Here is a 20,011-nt window from a genome sequence, read left to right on the forward strand (position 1 = left end):
TGGCGGGATTTGGCAAGCGCGGTGGCGAGTAGCTAGCTGCAAGCGGCAAGAACAAGCAAAAGCGGCCGAAAAGTGCTGTCGCTATTGGATAAGTCCGCTATCGCAAGCGATGTGGCGAACCCTTGTGGGAGCGAGCCTGCTCGCGAAGGCGGTGGATCAGGCGAAGGCCCATCGACTGACGCACCGCCTTCGCGAGCAGGCTCGCTCCCACAATAGTAGATCGGTGATCTTTCAGAGAAGCTTGTGCTCCATCGCGTATTTCACCAGTTCAGCCAGTGAGGTGATGTTGAGCTTCTGCATCAACCGCGCCTTATGGGTGCTGATGGTCTTGCTGCTCAACGCCAATTGCTGGGCGATGTCGTTGACGTTGGCGCCCTGTGCCAGGCGCTCGAACACAGAAAACTCACGCTCCGAGAGCAATGAGTGCAGCGGCCGCGAATCGGTCAAGCCGACCTCGAAGACCATGCGGTCGGCCAGGTCCGGGTCGATATAGCGACCACCCGCCGCGACCCGGCGGATGGCCGTCAGCAACAGCGCCGGATCGCTGTCCTTGGTCGCGTAGCCGGCAGCGCCAATCTTCAGCGCGCGGGCCGCCATCTGCGCCTCGTCGTGCATCGACAACACCAGGATCACCGGCGGGTTGTTCAGTGCGCGAATTCGCGGAATCGCCTCAAGGCCATTCACGCCCGGCATGGAAATATCGAGCAATACCACTTCACAGGGCACATGCCGCAAGGTCTCAAGCAATTGCTCACCATTGCTCGCCTCCCCCACCACCAACAAATCCTTGGCCAGGCCGATCAATTGCTTGATGCCTTCGCGGACGATGGTGTGGTCTTCGGCTACCAGTACACGGATCACTTACTTATCCTCATCCAACGGCACTCGCACGATCAAAGTCGTGCCCTCTCCGGGCTCACTCTCAAGCGATAATTCACCGCCCATGATCAACACCCGCTCACGCATGCCCACAATCCCAAAGGATGACGGTCTACCCGTAGTTGGGACAAATCCTACACCGTCATCGCTGACGGTCAGACACAGCTCGTCGCCTTCAAGGACCAGTGTCAGTTCGACAGTATGCGCCTGGGCGTGACGCATGACATTGGTCAGCGCTTCCTGAAGGATTCGAAACAGACCAATTGCCTTGGCGTCGCTGAGTACCGGCAAGTTATCCGGCACTTGCACCAGACACGGGATCTGCGTACGCGCCTCGAAGCGGCGGGCCTGCCACTCGATAGCGGACGCGATCCCCGCATCGAGAATCGGTGGACGCAACGCCGTCGCCACATCGCGCACTAACTGGAACAGTTGGGCAATCAAGCGTTTCATGCTGTTCAAGCGCTCGTGCAGCCCGGGATCGAGTTGCGCATAGGCCAGTTCGCACATGGACGTTTCCAGCTTGAGCACGGTCAGCATCTGACCCAGCTCGTCGTGAACTTCCCGGGCAATGCGGGCCTTTTCCTCTTCACGCACACTCTCAAGGTGCGCGGACAATTCCCGCAACTGCTCCCGTGAGCTGGCCAGCTCCAGCTCGATGCGCTTGCTTTCGCTGATGTCCCAGACAATGCCGTCCCAGACGTAGGCACCGTCTTCAAGGCGACGGGTAATGGCCTTGATTTCCGCCCAGCGCTGTTCGCCCTGGCGCGTGAGAATTCGCCCTTGCCACGACCAGTCGCTGTCGGTGTCCAGGGCAAGGTCCTGGGTCTGGTGGTAGCTGGCCTTGTCGTCCGGATGCACCAGGCTGCGAAGGCCTTTGTCCCGATGGGCCAGGGTGACCGGCGAGTAACCCACAAGGCTCTCACTCCCCTCACTGATGTAGGCAAAGTCGATCTGCCCTGTCACCGGCGCCCGTTCCAGGCGAAAGACAAGACCAGGCACATTCGCCGCGATCCCTTGCAGCCGCGCCTCGCTCTCCTGCAACGCGGCAAGGGCGCGACGGCGTTCGGTGACGTCAGTGAGGTAGACCACCAGATACTCGCCGTCGCGAAAGCGCAGGAAGCTCAGCGAAACATCGGCTGGCAGGATGCTGCCATCCGCCCGCAGACAATTGGTTTCGAAACTTTGCGGTGCATCATCGCTGGCCCTGGCGCGTTTCCACAGGTTCAACCAGCGGTCCATATGCAGGCCGGGTTCGAAGTCGATCAATGGCCGATCGATGATTCCACCCGACGAATAGCCCAGCATGGTTTCAGCCGCGCGGTTGGCATAACGCACATGACTGTCCCAATTGACCCAAAGAATGCCGACGGTGCTCTGATCGATGGAGAACTGCGTCAGCCGCAGGGCCTCTTCGCTGGCAGCGCGCAAGGCAATGTCGTCCTGTGCCGCCGCCAATCGCTGCTCCAGACTGTGCTGCTGGCGGCGCTGCCAAAACACGATGGCCATGCAGCTCAGAGCCAGCACCAGCAAAAGCAGGCAGAGGTTTTTCCAGAAACCCGGCGATTCGGTGAGTCTTGGATACTTGGGTTGCAGCCATTGATTGTGCAGACTTTCCAGATCCTTGGCGGGGATCGCTCGCAGTGCGCTTTCGACAATGCCCGCCAGCTCCGGTTTGTCGCGCCGGGTGGCCACCCGCAGCAACTGCGGCAAGCCGATGTCACCCACCACCACCAGCTCGGCAAACTCCGGCTCGATGGACAGACGCCCCAATTGCGCTTCATCGACCACCGCGTAACCGGCCTGCTGGCTCAACAACAACTGCAACGCCTGACGCTCGATCGGAACCCCCTGGAGATTCAGGTGCGGATAGTTGCCGCGCAAATAATCGGCGGTGGCACTGGGCATGCGCACGGCGACGCGGGTCTGGCTGTCGAGTTTTTCCAGCTCCACCGCACCCGTGCTTTTCTGGTCGCTGACGACCAGTTGCGGCACTCGCATGTAAGGATCGGAAAACTGCCAGAGGCGCAGACCTGCGGGGGTTTGGGTCAACCCTGGAGCGATGTCGATTTCACCCGCGCGTGCCGCGGCCTCCAGTTGCTCAAGGTCGGGAAAGTTACGCCAGCTCAGTTCGACATTGAGTGCCTTGGCGAGCCATTTCATCAGCTCGACGTTGGCCCCGGACAGGCGTTGCAACCGTCGATCGTATTGCGCATAGGGCGCTTGCAACACCAGCCCCACCCGTAGTTCGTCCTGCTGCGCCAGCCATTGCTGTTGCCGGGGCGACAAGACGGCCGCGTGCACCGCAGGCGCGGCCGCCGCCCATCCCATCAAGGGAAACCACAAACAGCCGATAACCCACAGGCAGCGAAAACGCATCATCGAACTCTCACACACTGACAAATACTGACCAACCCATTAGGCTGCCGGAATAATTTCTGGCCTGGAATATCCGATGCCCCCTGACTACCGCCTGGCACTGCCAGCATTGTGCCTGTCGCTGATCCTGCCATGCGCTTTTTCCGTCGAGGCCGCCGACGCGACACCTGCCGCCACGGCTAATGTCACGCAAAAGGCTGCCGAAGAAAAACCGGTGGAACGTCAGCCGCTGCCTGAGCGTAGCCAGGAAGAAGCGGCAGCACTGGAGCGAAAAATCCCGGCCCAGGAACAGCAGCAACTGCAAGCGGGCAGCGATACCTTCCTGGCCTTGTGGAAGCCAGCCAATGCCGCCGACCCGAAAGGTGCGGTGATTATCATCCCGGGCGCTGGCGAAACCGCTGACTGGCCGCAAGCAATTGGCCCGTTGCGGCGCAATTTGCCGAACGTAAAGTGGAGCAGCCTGAGTATCACCTTGCCAGATTTGCAAAGCGATGCCATTGCGCCACGCGTTATCGAAGTGCCGCCAGCGCCCAAGACACCGGACGCCGGCAGCAAGGACTCGACCACCGCAGCCCCCATCGAACAGGCAGCCGGCGGTGAAGCCGAAGTGGCTGACAAGCCTGTCGCCGAAACCAGTGAAGAACAAGGCAAGGCGGATGCCGAGCGGATTTACGCCCGCATCGATGCAGCCATCGCTTTCGCGGAGCAGCAAAGTGCTCGCAGCATCGTCGTGCTGGGGCATGGCACAGGCGCTTACTGGGCTGCACGCTATTTGAGCGAGAAACAGCCATCGCAAGTCGAGCGGTTCGTCATGGTTGCCGCGCAGACACCCGCTCAGGCAAAACCGGCGCTGGACGAACTCACGCCGACCTTGAAGCTGCCGACTGCAGATATCTTCTATGTGGACAAACCGCTGGACCGCAACGCGGCGCTGGCCCGATTGCAAGCCAGCAAACGCTTGAAGACTTCGGCATTCAGCCAGGTATCACTCAAGGCGTTGCCGGGTGATGCCAATGCACAACAGGAGCAGTTGGTTCGGCGGGTGCGGGGTTGGTTGAATCCTCAGAATGCGGCGGACTGATAGACCGAGTCGCCGTCATCGCGGGCAAGTCGGGTCGCCGCATCGCACGCTCCCACAGGTTTTATGTCGATCACAAAGGTTGCGTACGACTCAAATCCTGTGGGAGCGTGGCTTGCCCGCGATGACGGAAGCACGGGCGAAACAAATGTTTCCTGCTAACGAAAATCCCGCCGCTGACGAATCAACGTATAAGCATTGTGCAATTCCCGCGTCTTCTCGGTCGCCTCGCGCACTTGCGACGCCGTCGCCCCGCTGCCGGCAATCTTGTCAGGATGATGACGGCTGAGCAGGCGCCGATATGCGCGCTTGATCTGCGCCGGTTCACTGGTGGCGGACACGCCCAACAGTCGCAAGGCATCCTGATAAGTCACGGCACTGCTGACCTGAGCACGTTTTTGCGGTTCGTAGTCAATCGCCAAAGCCTGCACTTGATGCGACGTCCAGCCCAGCCATTTGCCCCATTGAGCGATCAGCGCTCGCTCACCGGGGCCCGCGCGCCCATCGGCCCAGACCATCCGCCAACAGGCGCGCAACACCCCTTCTGCCGCATGGGGCTGAGCACTCAGGCGACGCAGATAACTACGCAACCGGTCGTTTCCCGACTTGCCGCGATTGAACGCCGCAATCGCCCGACGCCGGGCAGATTCGTTCATGTCCAGCGAGCGCATTTCTTGTCGCGCCTGCTGAATGTGACCATCCACAACCCGTCCGTCGCACTTGGCCAGTCGTCCCAGCAGGACGAACAGCAATTCATCGTTGCGCAGCACCGAACGGCCGCCAAGTTTTTCACGCAGATGCGCCCAACTCTGCAAGTGCAGGCGCCGATCCAGGGCCTGCCCCAACAAAGCACCAAGCATGGCCCCCGGAATGCTTGCAATGGCAAACCCCACCCCGGCTCCAATCAGAGTCCCTGGCCATAACATGTCAGCGTCTCGCTTCAATCAGGGCGTCAGCTTCAGCCAGGCGCTCATGGGTGCCGACATCCACCCAATGCCCGCTCAGGCGTTCGCCGGACACTTGTCCTTTCGCCATCGCGGCACGCAGCAACGGTGCCAGCTTGAACGCCCCGCCAGAGCAACCTTCGAAGAGCCGCGGATGCAGCACCGCGATGCCGCTGTACGTCAGGGTGGTGGCGCCAGGATGACCATCGCGAACCTGCCCGTCGATCAGTTGAAAATCCCCGGCCGGATGATGGGCCGGGTTGCTGGCCAACACCAGATGGGCAAGACCGACAATCGGCTGATGCAGCACACTGAAGTCGTAATCGGTCCAGATGTCGCCATTGACCACGACAAAGGCCTCATCGCCCAGCAACGGCAATGCACGGAAAATCCCGCCACCGGTCTCCAGCGGCTCCCCTTCCGGCGAGTACTGGATGCTCACGCCATAGCGCGATCCATCGCCCAGATAGTCTTCGATCTGCTGACCGAGCCAGGCATGGTTGATCACAATCTCGGTAAAACCCGCAGTGGCCAGCGCGCGCAGGTGATACTCGATCAGTGGCACCCCGCCTGCACGTACCAGCGGTTTTGGCGTGGTCAGGGTCAACGGGCGCATGCGCTCGCCTTTGCCTGCCGCCAGAATCATTGCCTTCATGCTGTCACTCCGGCACGCAGACTGGCGAGCAACACATCCAGTCCGGCCAGTTCAGGACGGCGAGCGATCACGGCTTCTATATATGAAAAGAACCGCGGCACGTCGCCCAGGTAACGCGGCTTGCCGTCGCGATGACAGATGCGGGCGAAGATCCCGATCACTTTCAGGTGACGCTGCACACCCATCAAGTCACTGGCACGCAGGAAGTCTTCAAAGTCCGGCTGCACCGGAATATTCAACGCAACGGCTTGCTGCCAATAGCTTTCCAGCCATCCGCGCACGCGCTCTTCGGGCCAACTGAGGAAGGCATCCTTGAACAGGCACGTCACGTCGTAGGTCACCGGACCGTAAACCGCATCCTGGAAATCCAGCACACCGGGATTCGGCTCGCTGAGCATCAGATTGCGCGGCATGTAATCGCGATGCACCAGGACCTTCGGCTGGGCCAAAGCGCTGTCGATCAACAAGTCGCTGACTTGCTGCCAGAGCACTTGTTGCGCCGCGTCGAACTCGACGCCCAGCTCACGCTTCACATACCACTCGGGGAACAATTCCAGTTCCCGACGCAGTAACGCCACGTCATAACTTGGCAGCGGAGCAACCATCGGTAATTGCTGAAAAGCCAACAGCGCTTGCAGGGCATCCTTGAATAAATCGTCGGCGTTTTCGCTGTCGATTACGTCAAGATACGTCTTGTTGCCCAAGTCATTAAGCAAAAGAAAACCGCGCTCGAGGTCTTCGGCATAAATTTTCGGCACATTAATTCCGGATTTCGCCAGCAGAAAAGCGATATCCACGAATGGTTTGCAGTTTTCCTGGGGCGGCGGCGCATCCATTACGATGAAACTTTTACCCGCGCCCTCCCAACGGAAATAACGCCGAAAACTCGCGTCGCTACTGGCCGCAGTCAACGTGGCCGGAGGTATGGCACCCCAACCCTGTTCTGCAAAAAGAACCGCCAACTGTTCATCGAGCCAAACTTTCAGGTGTTGCAAACGTACATCTTGTTCAGGCATTGCTAGGGTCTCCGACGGCGCTAGCCGTCAAGCGGGTCATGCTTTATTATCCAGCATCTTTTTCAGACCATCGAGAGGCGTGCGGCCCACACCGCGGGCAGATGGCACGCAGGAAGCCCGGACTAATAAGATGGCATTGAAATCCCCCGCGTTTCGTAAAAAATTTCCGTTGTTGGTAACCGGCAGTCTGCTGGCCTTGCAACCCTTGGCCACTTCCTTCGTGGTTGCCGCGGAACAGTATGACTGCTCAGTCTCTGCTTCGGGTGCCTGGGACTGTGCGCCAAAATCGCCGGCCACTGCCTTGCCTCCGCGTCCCGTCCATGAAGGCAGCGCAGTCTCCGCAACCGGCGAGGTCCCGGCCGAGAGCGGTTCCAGCGAAGCCACCGGCACCAAGACCGCACTGGTTACCGAGTCCGAGGGTCGCGGCCTGAAGTCGCGTAGCGAAGACTACAGCCACCTCGACTGGGTTCCCCGCGATCAACTCACTGCGGCACAACTGGCTGAAACCGGTCCTTACTGCTCCGGTTCCTATATCGAGCCTATTCGTCCTGGCATGAATGACAAGACGAGCAAAAGTGACGCGCCAACCTTTATCGGCGCGAAAGCCTCTCGCTATAAGCAGGATGAACAAATCGCAACCTTGGCCGGTGACGTGGTCATGCGCCAGGGCAGCATGCAGGTCGAAGCCGACGAAGCCAACCTGTACCAGGCCGAGAGCCGGGGCGAACTGGCCGGCAACGTGCGTATTCGCGACAACGGCGCGCTGATCGTGGGCGACCATGCCGACGTGCAGCTCGATACCGGTGAAGCCAAGGTCGACAACGCCGAATACGTGATGCACAAATCCCGCATCCGTGGCAACGCGCTGTATGCCAAACGTGCAGAGAACGCGATCATCCGCCTCAAGGATGGTACGTACACCACGTGCGAACCGAACAGCAACGCCTGGCAGCTCAAGGGCAACAACATCACCCTGAACCCGGCTACCGGCTTCGGTACCGCGACCAACGTGACTCTGCGGGTCAAGGACATCCCGGTCCTGTACACGCCGTACATTTATTTCCCGATCGACGACCGTCGTCAGTCCGGCTTCCTGCCGCCGACCATCGGCACCGGCAGCGATACCGGCTTCATGCTGGTGACTCCGTATTACTTCAACCTGGCACCGAACTACGATGCCACGTTGTATCCGCGCTACATGGACAAGCACGGCTTGTTGATGGAAGGTGAGTTCCGTTACCTGACCAAGTCCAGCGAAGGTCAGTTCGGTGCCGCGTACCTCAACGACGAAGACACTCAACGCAAGCTACAGTCCGACTACGAAAAAAACCGCTACATGTATAACTGGCAGCACAAGGGTGGCCTGGATTCGCGCGTATTCACGCAAGTCGACTACACCAAGCTCAGTGACCCTTACTACTTCCAGGATCTGCAGACTGACCAGATCGGCGTCAAAAGCGCCGACTACGTGAACCAGCAAGGCTCTGTGACCTATCGCGGCGACAGCTATACCGCCCGTGTGAACGCGCAGGCATACCAGCTGGCAACCGTGTCGAACATCACGCCGTATGACCGCTTGCCGCAGATCACCTTTGATGGTGCTCTGCCGTATCATCCAAGCGGCCTGGACTTCACCTACAACACCGAAGTCGTGCGGTTCGACCGGGATCTGCAAAACGGCAACTTCACCGATGAAGATGGCAACGTTTCGCCGCGCCTCGACACCAACGTTACGGGCCTGGCGCGCGCCACCGGTGATCGTCTGAACCTTGCACCCGCCGTCAGCCTGCCGCTGAACTGGACTTATGGCTTCCTGAAACCAACGCTCAAGTACCAGTACACCCAATATCAATTGGATCTGGACAGCATCGGTAAGGCTCAGATTGCCGCGCAAACCCCGGAGCAGGACAATCTCAACGGTACTTTCGGCAGCAACCAGAACCGTGGCGTGCCGATCGCGAGCATCGACAGCGGCCTGTACTTCGATCGCAATACCCAATGGTTCGGCAAGAACTATCGCCAGACGCTTGAGCCACGCCTGTACTATCTCTATGTTCCCGAGAAAGACCAGACGGACATTCCGGTTTTCGACACCGGCGAATACACCTTCAACTATGCATCGTTGTTCCGCGACAACCGTTTCTCGGGCTCCGACCGTGTCGGCGACGAGAACAAACTGTCGCTGGGCGTGACCAACCGCTGGATTGAAGACAACGGGTTCGAGCGTCAACGCATCAGTGTCGGCCAGGCCTTGTACTTCAAGGATCGTGAAGTCCAGTTGCCGGGCATCGATGCCTCAACCCGACAAGACGCGCACTCCAACGTGTCCCCTTATGCGCTGGAATACGAATATCGCTGGAACCGCGACTGGCGTACCACCGCCGACTACAACTGGGATCCGGACAGCCGCAGCCCACGCTCGGGCAGCGCGATGTTCCACTACCAGCCTGAAGACAATCCGAACAAGGTCATCAACGCCGGCTATCGCTATCGCAATGACCAGATCCGCTATGACCAGACCACCGGTAAATGGACCGTGGGCGGCGGTGACTATGGCACCCCTGGCACTCCTGGCTTCGTGAAGGATTACTACAAGATCGAACAGCACGACTTCTCGGTGATCTGGCCGGTCGTGCCGCAATGGAATGCCATCAGCCGCTGGCAGTACGATTACAACCGCAACCGTACCCTGGAAGCCTTCGGTGGTTTCGAGTACGACAACTGCTGCTGGAAACTGCGCCTGATCAACCGTTACTGGGTTTCCTATGACGAATTCAGCCAGGAAGCACCGCAAAACGAAAAAGGCGACCATGGCGTCTTCCTCCAAATTGTTCTGAAGGGACTCGGCGGCCTCACCGGCGCCAAGGTAGAGAGTTTCCTCGACAAAGGCATTCAAGGTTATCGTGAACGTGAAGACCAAGCTTTCTGATTGTCTGCGCCCGCTGTTGCTGGGCGCGCTGTTCCTGGGTACCGCGGCCAACGCCGCGGTACAGTCCATCGATAAGGTGGTGGCCATTGTCGACAACGACGTGGTCATGCAGAGCCAACTGGACCAGCGCGTTCATGAAGTTCAGCAAACCATCGCCAAGCGCGGCTCTGCCGTGCCGCCGGCCAGTGTGCTGGAGCAACAGGTGCTGGAGCGCCTGATCGTCGAGAACCTGCAACTGCAGATCGGTGAACGTTCCGGCATCCGCATTACCGATGAAGAACTGAACCAGGCTGTTGGCACCATCGCCCAGCGCAACAACATGTCGGTTGAACAATTCCGTGCCGCCCTGACTCACGACGGCCTGTCTTACGACGACGCCCGTGACCAGATCCGTCGCGAAATGGTTATCAGCCGTGTACGCCAGCGTCGTGTGGCCGAGCGCATCCAGGTGTCGGAGCAGGAAGTGAAAAACTTCCTGGCTTCCGACCTTGGCAAGATGCAGTTGTCCGAAGAGTTCCGCCTGGCCAACATCCTGATTCCTACGCCGGAAAGCGCCAACTCCGAAGCGATTCAGAACGCCGCCAAGCAGGCTGACGCGATTTACCAGCAGATCAAGCAAGGTGCGGACTTCGGTCAGTTGGCCATTGCCAAATCCGCCAGCGAAACCGCACTGGAAGGTGGCGACATGGGCTGGCGTAAAGCCGCTCAACTGCCACCGCCGTTCGATCGCCTGCTGAGCACCATGGCCGTTGGTGATGTCACCCAGCCAATGCGTACACCAGGCGGTTTTATCATCCTGAAAATCACCGACAAGCGTGGCGGTGGGACTCAGGTACGCGACGAAGTGCATGTGCGGCACATCCTGGTCAAACCGAGCCCGATCCGCGACGAAGCAAAAACCAAGGCATTGGCTCAATCGCTCTATACTCGTATCGAAGCCGGCGAAGACTTCGGCGAACTGGCGAAAAGCTACTCGGAAGATCCGGGTTCTGCCCTCAACGGCGGCGACCTGAACTGGATCGACCCGAACGCCCTGGTTCCCGAGTTCCGCGAAGTGATGGCCAAAACGCCACAAGGTCAGCTGTCCAAGCCGTTCCAGACGCAATATGGCTGGCACGTACTGGAAGTCCTTGGTCGTCGCGCCACTGACAGCACCACTCAGGCTCGTGAGCAGCAAGCCATGACTGTATTGCGCAACCGCAAGTACGATGAAGAGCTGCAAACCTGGCTGCGTCAGATCCGTGACGAAGCGTACGTAGAAATCAAACTCCCTGGCGCCGACCAGGCAGCGCAGTGAAACCTAAACGTTTCGCGCTGACACCCGGCGAACCGGCCGGCATAGGTCCCGACCTGTGCCTGCTGCTCGCCGCGCAAGCCCAGCCACATCCCCTGATAGCCATTACCAGCCGCAGCCTGCTCCTTGAGCGGGCCGCGCAGTTGGGTGTGGTTGTCGACTTGCTGCCGGTTGCACCGGACAACTGGCCGGACCTTCCCGCACCCGCAAACAGCCTGTATGTCTGGGATACACCGCTCAATTCCAAAGTCGTCGCCGGGCAACTGGACAAGGCTAACGCTGCCTTCGTTCTGGAAACCCTGACCCGCGCCGGCCAAGGCTGTCTGGACGGGCATTTTGCCGGGATGATCACCGCCCCCGTGCACAAGGGTGTGATCAATGAATCCGGGATTGCCTTTTCCGGGCACACGGAATTTCTTGCCGACCTGACCCATACCGCACAAGTGGTGATGATGCTCGCCACTCGCGGCTTGCGCGTGGCATTGGTCACCACCCACCTGCCCCTGCGTGAGATTGCCGATGCGATCACGCCGGAGCGCCTGGAGCGGGTCACTCGAATCCTGCATGCCGACCTGCAGGAAAAATTCGGCATTGCCCAGCCACGCATTCTGGTCTGTGGGCTCAACCCCCATGCCGGTGAAGGCGGACACCTGGGCCACGAAGAAATCGATATCATCGAACCCACATTGGAGCGCCTGCGCGGCGAAGGCATGGACCTGCGTGGCCCCCTGCCCGCCGACACTCTGTTTACCCCAAAATATCTGGAGCACTGTGATGCAGTGCTGGCGATGTACCACGACCAGGGCCTGCCTGTGCTGAAGTACAAAGGCTTCGGCGCGGCAGTCAACGTGACGCTCGGCTTGCCGATCATCCGCACGTCGGTCGACCACGGCACCGCCCTGGATCTGGCCGGCAGCGGCAAGATCGATACCGGCAGCCTGCAAGTCGCCCTGGAAACCGCCTACCAGATGGCCGAGACCCGTTTATGACCGAGCAATACCAACACCGGGCGCGCAAGCGTTTCGGCCAGAACTTTCTGCACGATGCCGGCGTTATCGACCGCATCCTGCGCTCCATTCACGCCAAACCCGACGACCGGATGCTGGAAATCGGTCCGGGCCAAGGTGCGCTCACCAAGGGCTTGCTCAACAGCGGCGCCCAGCTCGACGTGGTCGAACTGGATAAAGACCTGATCCCGATCCTCAACCAGCAGTTCGCCGGCAAGAGCAACTTCAACCTGCACCAGGGTGATGCGTTGAAGTTCGACTTCAACAGCCTGAACGCCGCGCCGAACAGCCTGCGCGTGGTCGGCAACCTGCCTTACAACATCTCGACACCGCTGATTTTTCACCTGCTGCACAACGCCCACCTGATTCGCGACATGCACTTCATGCTGCAAAAGGAAGTGGTTGAGCGTCTGGCGGCAGGACCTGGCGGCGGTGACTGGGGCCGGTTATCGATCATGGTCCAATACCACTGCCGGGTTGAGCATCTGTTCAATGTCGGTCCGGGCGCGTTCAACCCGCCGCCGAAAGTCGACTCGGCTATCGTGCGCCTGGTGCCTCACGCCGTGCTGCCGCACCCGGCCAAGGACCACCGGCTGCTGGAGCGCGTCGTGCGCGAAGCCTTCAACCAGCGTCGCAAGACCCTGCGCAATACCCTCAAGTTGCTACTGAGCAATGCCGAAATCGAAGCCGCCGGTGTCGATGGCAGTTTGCGTCCCGAGCAACTCGATCTGGCCGCCTTCGTGCGCCTGGCTGACAAACTCAGCGAACAATCCCTGCAGACGCCTGCACAGGCCTGACAAGGCCGAAGCGTTATCGGGTAGGACACCAGCGCCCATGTCTGGTTTACTACCCGATACTTGGCCTAGACTGAACTCAATCAGCTATGCCCCGCGTCCCGATTCGTTTTTAAGGCCTCTTGCATGTCCGATCCTCGTTATCAGGTCGACGTCAGCGTCGTCACCCGCTATCTGGCAGAACAATCGCAACCCGAACACGACCGCTTTGCCTTCGCCTACACCATCACCGTGCACAACAATGGCCTGATACCGGCCAAACTCTTGTCACGGCACTGGGTAATCACCGATGGCGACGGGCATGTCGAAGAGGTTCGCGGTGCGGGCGTGGTTGGCCAGCAACCGCTGATCGAAGCAGGCGAGAGTCACACCTACAGCAGTGGCACGGTCATGACCACCAAGGTGGGCACCATGCAAGGCAGCTATCAGATGATCGCCGACGACGGCAAGCAATTCGACGCCATCATTGCGCCATTCCGCCTCGCAGTGCCTGGAGCCTTGCACTGATGGCGACGTATGCCGTCGGCGATCTGCAGGGCTGCCTGGAGGCCCTGCAATGCCTGCTTAAACAAGTTGCATTCGATCCCGCAAAAGATCGCCTATGGCTGGTCGGCGACCTGGTCAACCGTGGCCCGCAATCGCTCGATACCTTGCGCTTCCTCTATAGCATCCGCGAATCGCTGGTTTGCGTACTCGGTAACCACGACCTGCACTTGCTGGCCGCCGGGCAGAACATCGAACGACTGAAGAAAGCCGACACCCTGCGCGAAATCATCGAAGCACCGGATTGCGCCGAGCTGCTGGACTGGCTGCGCCAGCAAAAACTCATGCACTACGACGAACAACGTAACGTGGCGCTGGTGCATGCCGGCATTCCGCCTCAATGGTCGCTGCGCAAAGCCCTGAAGTGCGCAGCCGAAGTCGAGACCGCCCTGCGTGACGACAATCTGTTTCCGCCCTACCTTGACGGCATGTACGGCAACGATCCGGCCAAATGGGACAACGACCTCAAAGGCATCACACGCCTGCGGGTGATCACCAACTATTTCACCCGGATGCGTTTCTGTACGGCCGAAGGCAAGCTTGACCTCAAGAGCAAGGAAGGTCTCGACAGCGCGCCACCGGGTTATAAGCCCTGGTTCCAACACAAGGAACGCAAGACCAAGGATGTGAAGATCATCTTTGGTCACTGGGCCGCACTGGAAGGCAAAGTACTTGAGCCGGGTATTTCTGCCCTCGACACCGGCTGCGTGTGGGGCGGCGCCCTGACGTTGATGAATGTCGACAGCGGTGAGCGTCTGTCCTGCAAATGCGACGAAAACGGCCATGCCGCCGAGCCGCCGGTCATCCCACCACCCTCCGTACCATCGTCAGCCAGCGCCCCGCGCTAGACTGCGCTTTCAGCCGAGCCACAGGAGCCCGCCATGAGCGAATTCAAACGTATCCCCCCGGAACAGGCCCAGGCCCTGCGCGAGCAAGGTGCCGTGGTGGTCGATATCCGCGATCCGGCCACCTATGCCACGCTGCACATCAGCGGCTCAAAGCACCTGGATAACCATTCGATCTCGGACTTCATCCGCGCCGCCGACCTCGACGCTCCCACCGTGGTGGTCTGCTACCACGGCAACTCCAGCCAGAGCGCAGCCGCCTACCTGATCAGCCAGGGCTTCTCGGATGTCTACAGCATGGATGGCGGTTTTGAGCTGTGGCGTACGACTTATCCTTCGGAAACTGCGCAAGGCACCTCCGAATAATTTTTTTGTAACACGTAAGCCCGCGGCTTGCGCGGGCTAGCGCGGTGGCAGACGAACGGTCTGCCACACATAATTACGTATCTCGCCTTTACCTCCCGATAAAGCAACTATCCTTAAGCGCAGGCCATCCAAAACAGGGGAGAGCCGGTACACCGGCGCACGGATCATCGGGAGTAGCTTTCGGAGTCGTCAGTTCCGAAAGAGTTCTGGGGGGTAAACAGCGACCGCCTGTTCGGTTGCTGCCAGCATCGACTGAGTGATCCGGCGTCGGCTCCACGTATCGAGCGAGGTGACGTCATGAGTATCTTTAGCCACTTCCAACAACGTTTCGAGTCCACACGCCAGGAAGAACTCACGCTGCAAGAGTATCTGGAACTGTGCAAAAAGGACCGTAGCGCCTACGTTTCCGCCGCAGAGCGTCTGCTCCTGGCCATCGGTGAACCGGAGCTGCTCGACACCTCGACCAACTCGAGACTGTCGCGAATCTTTTCCAACAAGGTGATCCGTCGCTATCCGGCCTTTGAAGACTTCCACGGGATGGAAGAATGCATTGACCAGATCGTTTCGTATTTCCGCCATGCCGCTCAGGGCCTGGAAGAGAAGAAACAGATCCTCTACCTGCTTGGCCCCGTCGGTGGTGGTAAATCGTCCCTGGCCGAAAAGCTCAAGCAACTGATGGAAAAAGTGCCCTTCTACGCAATCAAGGGCTCGCCGGTTTTCGAATCACCTCTGGGTCTGTTCAACGCCACTGAAGATGGCGCGATCCTCGAGGAAGACTTCGGCATTCCACGGCGCTACCTCAATACCATCATGTCGCCTTGGGCAACCAAGCGCCTGGCCGAATTCGGCGGCGACATCAGCCAGTTCCGCGTGGTCAAACTGTACCCGTCGATCCTCAACCAGATCGCCGTGGCCAAAACCGAGCCGGGAGATGAAAACAACCAGGACATCTCGGCACTGGTGGGCAAGGTCGATATCCGCAAACTGGAGGAATTCCCGCAAAACGACGCCGACGCCTATAGCTACTCGGGGGCACTGTGCCGGGCCAACCAGGGCCTCATGGAGTTCGTCGAAATGTTCAAGGCGCCAATCAAGGTGCTGCACCCATTACTGACCGCCACCCAGGAAGGCAACTACAACAGTACCGAAGGCCTGGGCGCAATTCCGTTCACCGGGATCCTGCTGGCCCACTCCAACGAATCGGAATGGCATACCTTCCGCAATAACAAGAACAACGAAGCGTTCATCGACCGGATCTACATCGTCAAGGTACCGTACTGCCTGCGGGTCAGCGACGAAGTGAAGATCTACGACAAGTTGCTGTTCAACAGTTCGCTGGCAAAAGCCCATTGCGCACCCGATACGCTGAAGATGCTCGCCCAGTTCACTGTGCTTTCCCGCCTGAAGGAGCCGGAAAACTCCAACATCTACTCCAAGATGCGCGTGTATGACGGCGAAAACCTCAAGGACACCGATCCGAAGGCCAAGTCGATCCAGGAATACCGCGACAATGCAGGTGTCGATGAAGGCATGAACGGCCTGTCGACCCGCTTCGCATTCAAGATCCTGTCGAAGGTCTTCAACTTCGATCCGCACGAAATCGCCGCGAACCCGGTGCACCTGCTCTACGTGCTGGAACAACAGATCGAACAGGAACAGTTCCAGGCAGAAACCCGTGAACGCTACCTGCGCTTCCTCAAGGAGTACCTGGCGCCGCGTTATATCGAATTCATCGGCAAGGAAATCCAGACCGCCTATCTCGAGTCTTACAGCGAATATGGCCAGAACATCTTCGATCGCTATGTGCTGTACGCCGACTTCTGGATTCAGGACCAGGAATACCGCGATCCGGAAACCGGAGAAATTCTCAACCGCGTGGCTCTGAACGAAGAACTGGAGAAAATCGAAAAACCGGCGGGTATCAGTAATCCGAAGGACTTCCGCAACGAGATCGTCAACTTCGTATTGCGCGCCCGTGCCAACAACAACGGCAAGAACCCGACCTGGCTCAGCTACGAAAAACTGCGGGTGGTCATCGAGAAGAAAATGTTCTCCAACACCGAAGACCTGCTGCCGGTCATCAGCTTCAACGCCAAGGCCAGCAAAGAAGACCAGCAGAAGCACAACGACTTCGTCACACGGATGGTCGAGCGGGGCTACACCGACAAACAGGTACGACTGCTGTCCGAGTGGTATCTGCGAGTCAGAAAATCACAGTAACCCGTTGCCGGTCAGACCGGTTGTCGTCAGCCAGAGGCCTGTGTACGCATTTTCTGTTACACAGACCTCTGGAAGGTGTTCGAAAGTCGGTAGCGAGGTACAGGCAGCATCCAAAAGCGCTTGGGGGAGCGTGAACATCCCTTGGCACCGATCCGATGCTGCATAACCGCTCGCCCCTTTCAGGACAGCTTCTAAGGAGCAGTCATGAGCTATGTGATCGACCGACGTCTCAATGGCAAAAACAAGAGCACGGTGAACCGTCAGCGGTTCCTGCGGCGTTACCGTGACCACATCAAGAAGGCTGTCGAAGAGGCGGTCAGCCGGCGCTCCATTACCGATATGGAACACGGCGAGCAAATCAGCATTCCCGGCCGCGACATCGACGAGCCGGTGCTTCACCACGGTCGCGGTGGTAAACAGACGGTGGTTCACCCCGGCAACAAGGAATTCACCGCTGGCGAACACATTGCCCGCCCGCCGGGAGGTGGTGGCGGCAGAGGGCCTGGCAAGGCTGGTAACTCGGGTGAAGGGATGGACGAGTTCGTCTTCCAGATCACCCAGGAAGAATTCCTGGAGTTCATGTTCGAGGACCTTGAACTGCCAAACCTGGTCAAGCGCAACCTGACCGGTACCGACACGTTCAAGACTGTTCGAGCCGGGATCAGCAACGAGGGCAATCCGTCACGGATCAACATCATCCGTACCCTGCGTTCGGCCCATGCACGGCGAATCGCCCTGTCGGGCAGCAGCCGGGCGAAGCTGCGCGAAGCGAAGGAAGAACTTCTGCGATTGAAGCAGGAAGAACCGGACAACTTCGGCGATATTCAAAAACTCGAAGCAGAAATCGAAAAACTCAGCGCGCGCATTCACCGCGTGCCGTTTCTCGATACGTTCGACCTCAAGTACAACCTGCTCATCAAGCAACCCAACCCCAGCTCGAAGGCGGTGATGTTCTGCCTGATGGACGTGTCCGGTTCCATGACCCAGGCTACCAAGGATATCGCCAAGCGCTTTTTCATCTTGCTGTACCTGTTTCTCAAGCGTAACTACGACAAGATCGACGTCGTGTTCATCCGCCACCACACCAGCGCCCGCGAGGTGGACGAAGAGGAGTTCTTCTATTCCCGCGAAACCGGTGGGACCATCGTGTCCAGCGCCTTGAAATTGATGCAGGAAATAATGGCCGAGCGCTATCCGGCCAATGAATGGAACATCTACGCCGCCCAAGCCTCCGACGGTGATAACTGGAACGACGACTCGCCGATTTGCCGCGACATCCTGATCAACCAGATCATGCCATTCGTCCAGTACTACACTTACGTTGAGATAACCCCACGCGAACATCAGGCCCTATGGTTCGAATACGAGCGCATCGCCGAAGCCTTTTCTGACACTTTTGCCCAGCAACAACTGGTCTCGGCCGGAGATATCTACCCGGTCTTCCGTGAACTCTTCCAGCGCAGGTTAGTGACATGACCGCCAAAGAGCTGAAGCGCCAACCCATTTCCACCGGCTCCGAGTGGACGTTCGAGCTGATTCAGGCCTACGACCGCGAAATCAGTCGTCTGGCGGCTCGCTACGCGCTCGACACGTATCCCAACCAGATTGAAGTGATTACCGCCGAACAGATGATGGATGCTTACGCCTCCGTCGGCATGCCGCTGGGTTATCACCATTGGTCCTATGGCAAACACTTCCTCAGCACGGAAAAATCCTATTCACGTGGCCAGATGGGGCTGGCCTACGAGATCGTAATCAACTCGGACCCGTGCATCGCCTATCTGATGGAAGAAAACACCATCTGCATGCAGGCACTGGTCGTGGCGCATGCCTGCTACGGACACAACAGCTTTTTCAAGGGCAATTACCTGTTCCGAACCTGGACCGACGCCAGCTCGATCATCGACTACCTGGTGTTCGCCAAGCAGTACATCATGCAGTGTGAAGAGCGCCATGGCATCGACGCGGTCGAGGATCTGCTCGATTCTTGCCATGCGCTGATGAACTACGGGGTCGACCGTTACAAACGCCCCTATCCGATTTCCGCCGAAGAAGAGCGTCGCCGGCAGAAGGACCGGGAGGAACATCTGCAGAAACAGATCAACGATTTGTGGCGGACCATTCCAAAGGGCGCAGACAAGTACAGCGACAAGGACAATGCGCGCTTCCCCGCCGAACCGCAGGAAAACATCCTCTATTTCATCGAAAAACACGCGCCGCTGCTGGAACCGTGGCAGCGGGAAATCGTGCGCATCGTGCGCAAGATCGCGCAGTATTTTTATCCACAGCGCCAGACTCAGGTCATGAACGAAGGCTGGGCCACCTTCTGGCACTACACATTGATGAATGACCTGTATGACGAAGGCCTCGTCACCGATGGCTTCATGATGGAGTTCCTGACCTCCCATACGAGCGTTGTCTTTCAGCCGGGGTTCGACAGCCCCTATTACAGTGGTATCAACCCTTACACCTTGGGATTCGCCATGTACCGCGATATCCGTCGCATGTGCGAAGAACCCACCGAAGAAGATCGCCGCTGGTTCCCGGAAATTGCCGGTACTGACTGGCTGTCGACCATTAAATTCGCCATGAGCAGCTTCAAGGACGAGAGCTTCATCCTGCAGTACCTGTCACCCAAAGTGATCCGCGACCTGAAACTCTTCAGCATTCTCGATGACGACCAGAAGGATGATTTGCTGGTCCCGGCCATTCACGATGAGGGGGGCTACCGGATCATCCGTGAAACGCTGGCCGCGCAGTACAACCTGGGCAATCGCGAGCCCAACATTCAGATCTACAGCATCGATCGCCGCGGCGACCGTTCCCTGACGCTGCGCCATCAGCAACACGACCGAAAGCCGCTGGGGGACTCCACCGAGGAAGTGCTCAAGCACCTGCACCGCCTCTGGGGCTTCGACATACACCTGGAGACCCTGCAAGGGGACCAGGTGATGAAAACCCACCACGTTCCGCCCAGAAGCGAGCACAGCGAAGGCGATTACGGCCGGCTGGATTTGGCCGTCATCCATCTTTGATACCTTCAGTGCCTCCGAAAGCTCGAC

Annotated in this window: 16 protein-coding genes; 11 read left to right on the forward strand and 5 right to left on the reverse strand. The window is 58.8% G+C overall.

Annotated features, from left to right (window positions below; all coding sequences use genetic code 11):
- Positions 1 to 231 precede the first annotated feature (231 nt).
- Both BJ917_RS18530 and BJ917_RS18535 read right to left on the reverse strand, forming a co-directional pair.
- Positions 232 to 861: a response regulator transcription factor gene (locus BJ917_RS18530; RefSeq protein ID WP_096514706.1), complete on the reverse strand. Its 630-nt coding sequence runs from the start codon at positions 859 to 861 to the stop codon at positions 232 to 234.
- Positions 862 to 3,261, reverse strand: a complete 2,400-nt coding sequence (locus BJ917_RS18535; RefSeq protein WP_096514704.1) for a PAS domain S-box protein — start codon at positions 3,259 to 3,261, stop codon at positions 862 to 864.
- A gap of 73 nt (positions 3,262 to 3,334) precedes the next feature.
- Between BJ917_RS18535 and BJ917_RS18540 the strand changes: the two genes are divergently transcribed.
- The gene (locus BJ917_RS18540; protein WP_096514702.1) at positions 3,335 to 4,339 is read left to right on the forward strand and encodes an alpha/beta hydrolase family protein; all 1,005 of its coding nucleotides are present in this window, start codon (positions 3,335 to 3,337) and stop codon (positions 4,337 to 4,339) included.
- Positions 4,340 to 4,494: 155 nt separating this feature from the next.
- Here the strand turns inward: BJ917_RS18540 and BJ917_RS18545 are convergent, their stop codons facing one another.
- Genes BJ917_RS18545 through BJ917_RS18555 form a run of 3 tightly spaced genes read right to left on the reverse strand, consistent with a single transcriptional unit; the run spans position 4,495 to position 6,951 of the window.
- Entirely contained in the window at positions 4,495 to 5,262 is a 768-nt protein-coding gene (locus BJ917_RS18545) for a TerB family tellurite resistance protein (protein ID WP_096514700.1), read from the reverse strand.
- A gap of 1 nt (position 5,263) precedes the next feature.
- A complete protein-coding gene (gene murU / locus BJ917_RS18550) occupies positions 5,264 to 5,935 on the reverse strand; it encodes an N-acetylmuramate alpha-1-phosphate uridylyltransferase MurU (protein ID WP_121104038.1) in 672 nt (223 codons plus the stop codon).
- On the reverse strand, positions 5,932 to 6,951 hold the full coding sequence (locus tag BJ917_RS18555) for an aminoglycoside phosphotransferase family protein (protein WP_121104039.1): 1,020 nt from the start codon (positions 6,949 to 6,951) through the stop codon (positions 5,932 to 5,934). The genes murU and BJ917_RS18555 overlap by 4 nt, the downstream gene beginning before the upstream one ends.
- A gap of 130 nt (positions 6,952 to 7,081) precedes the next feature.
- Between BJ917_RS18555 and BJ917_RS18560 the strand changes: the two genes are divergently transcribed.
- From BJ917_RS18560 to BJ917_RS18605, 10 genes are all read left to right on the forward strand, one after another.
- Positions 7,082 to 9,880 (forward strand): LPS-assembly protein LptD, encoded by a 2,799-nt coding sequence (locus BJ917_RS18560; RefSeq protein WP_121104040.1) that lies wholly within the window; start codon positions 7,082 to 7,084, stop codon positions 9,878 to 9,880.
- Positions 9,861 to 11,177 carry a peptidylprolyl isomerase SurA gene (gene surA, locus BJ917_RS18565; RefSeq protein WP_096514692.1) on the forward strand — a complete coding sequence of 439 codons (1,317 nt, stop codon included), beginning with the start codon at positions 9,861 to 9,863 and terminating at the stop codon, positions 11,175 to 11,177. The genes BJ917_RS18560 and surA overlap by 20 nt, the downstream gene beginning before the upstream one ends.
- Entirely contained in the window at positions 11,174 to 12,163 is a 990-nt protein-coding gene (gene pdxA / locus BJ917_RS18570; RefSeq protein ID WP_121104041.1) for a 4-hydroxythreonine-4-phosphate dehydrogenase PdxA, read from the forward strand. The genes surA and pdxA overlap by 4 nt, the downstream gene beginning before the upstream one ends.
- Positions 12,160 to 12,978 carry a 16S rRNA (adenine(1518)-N(6)/adenine(1519)-N(6))-dimethyltransferase RsmA gene (gene rsmA / locus BJ917_RS18575; RefSeq protein ID WP_096514688.1) on the forward strand — a complete coding sequence of 273 codons (819 nt, stop codon included), beginning with the start codon at positions 12,160 to 12,162 and terminating at the stop codon, positions 12,976 to 12,978. The genes pdxA and rsmA overlap by 4 nt, the downstream gene beginning before the upstream one ends.
- A gap of 123 nt (positions 12,979 to 13,101) precedes the next feature.
- Positions 13,102 to 13,482, forward strand: a complete 381-nt coding sequence (apaG, locus tag BJ917_RS18580) for a Co2+/Mg2+ efflux protein ApaG (RefSeq protein ID WP_096514686.1) — start codon at positions 13,102 to 13,104, stop codon at positions 13,480 to 13,482.
- Positions 13,482 to 14,366 (forward strand): symmetrical bis(5'-nucleosyl)-tetraphosphatase, encoded by an 885-nt coding sequence (locus BJ917_RS18585; protein ID WP_121104042.1) that lies wholly within the window; start codon positions 13,482 to 13,484, stop codon positions 14,364 to 14,366. Before apaG ends, BJ917_RS18585 begins: the two co-directional genes overlap by 1 nt.
- A 33-nt stretch (positions 14,367 to 14,399) precedes the next feature.
- Complete coding sequence (gene glpE / locus BJ917_RS18590) at positions 14,400 to 14,729, forward strand: thiosulfate sulfurtransferase GlpE (protein WP_096514682.1); 330 nt, start codon at positions 14,400 to 14,402, stop codon at positions 14,727 to 14,729.
- Between the two features lie 297 nt (positions 14,730 to 15,026).
- Positions 15,027 to 16,949 (forward strand): PrkA family serine protein kinase, encoded by a 1,923-nt coding sequence (locus BJ917_RS18595; protein ID WP_096514680.1) that lies wholly within the window; start codon positions 15,027 to 15,029, stop codon positions 16,947 to 16,949.
- Between the two features lie 204 nt (positions 16,950 to 17,153).
- Complete coding sequence (locus BJ917_RS18600) at positions 17,154 to 18,425, forward strand: YeaH/YhbH family protein (RefSeq protein WP_096514678.1); 1,272 nt, start codon at positions 17,154 to 17,156, stop codon at positions 18,423 to 18,425.
- Positions 18,422 to 19,984, forward strand: a complete 1,563-nt coding sequence (locus BJ917_RS18605) for a SpoVR family protein (protein ID WP_096514676.1) — start codon at positions 18,422 to 18,424, stop codon at positions 19,982 to 19,984. Before BJ917_RS18600 ends, BJ917_RS18605 begins: the two co-directional genes overlap by 4 nt.
- Positions 19,985 to 20,011 lie beyond the last annotated feature (27 nt).

It is taken from the genome of Pseudomonas sp. WPR_5_2 (assembly GCF_003634475.1).
Classification (GTDB): domain Bacteria; phylum Pseudomonadota; class Gammaproteobacteria; order Pseudomonadales; family Pseudomonadaceae; genus Aquipseudomonas; species Aquipseudomonas izuensis.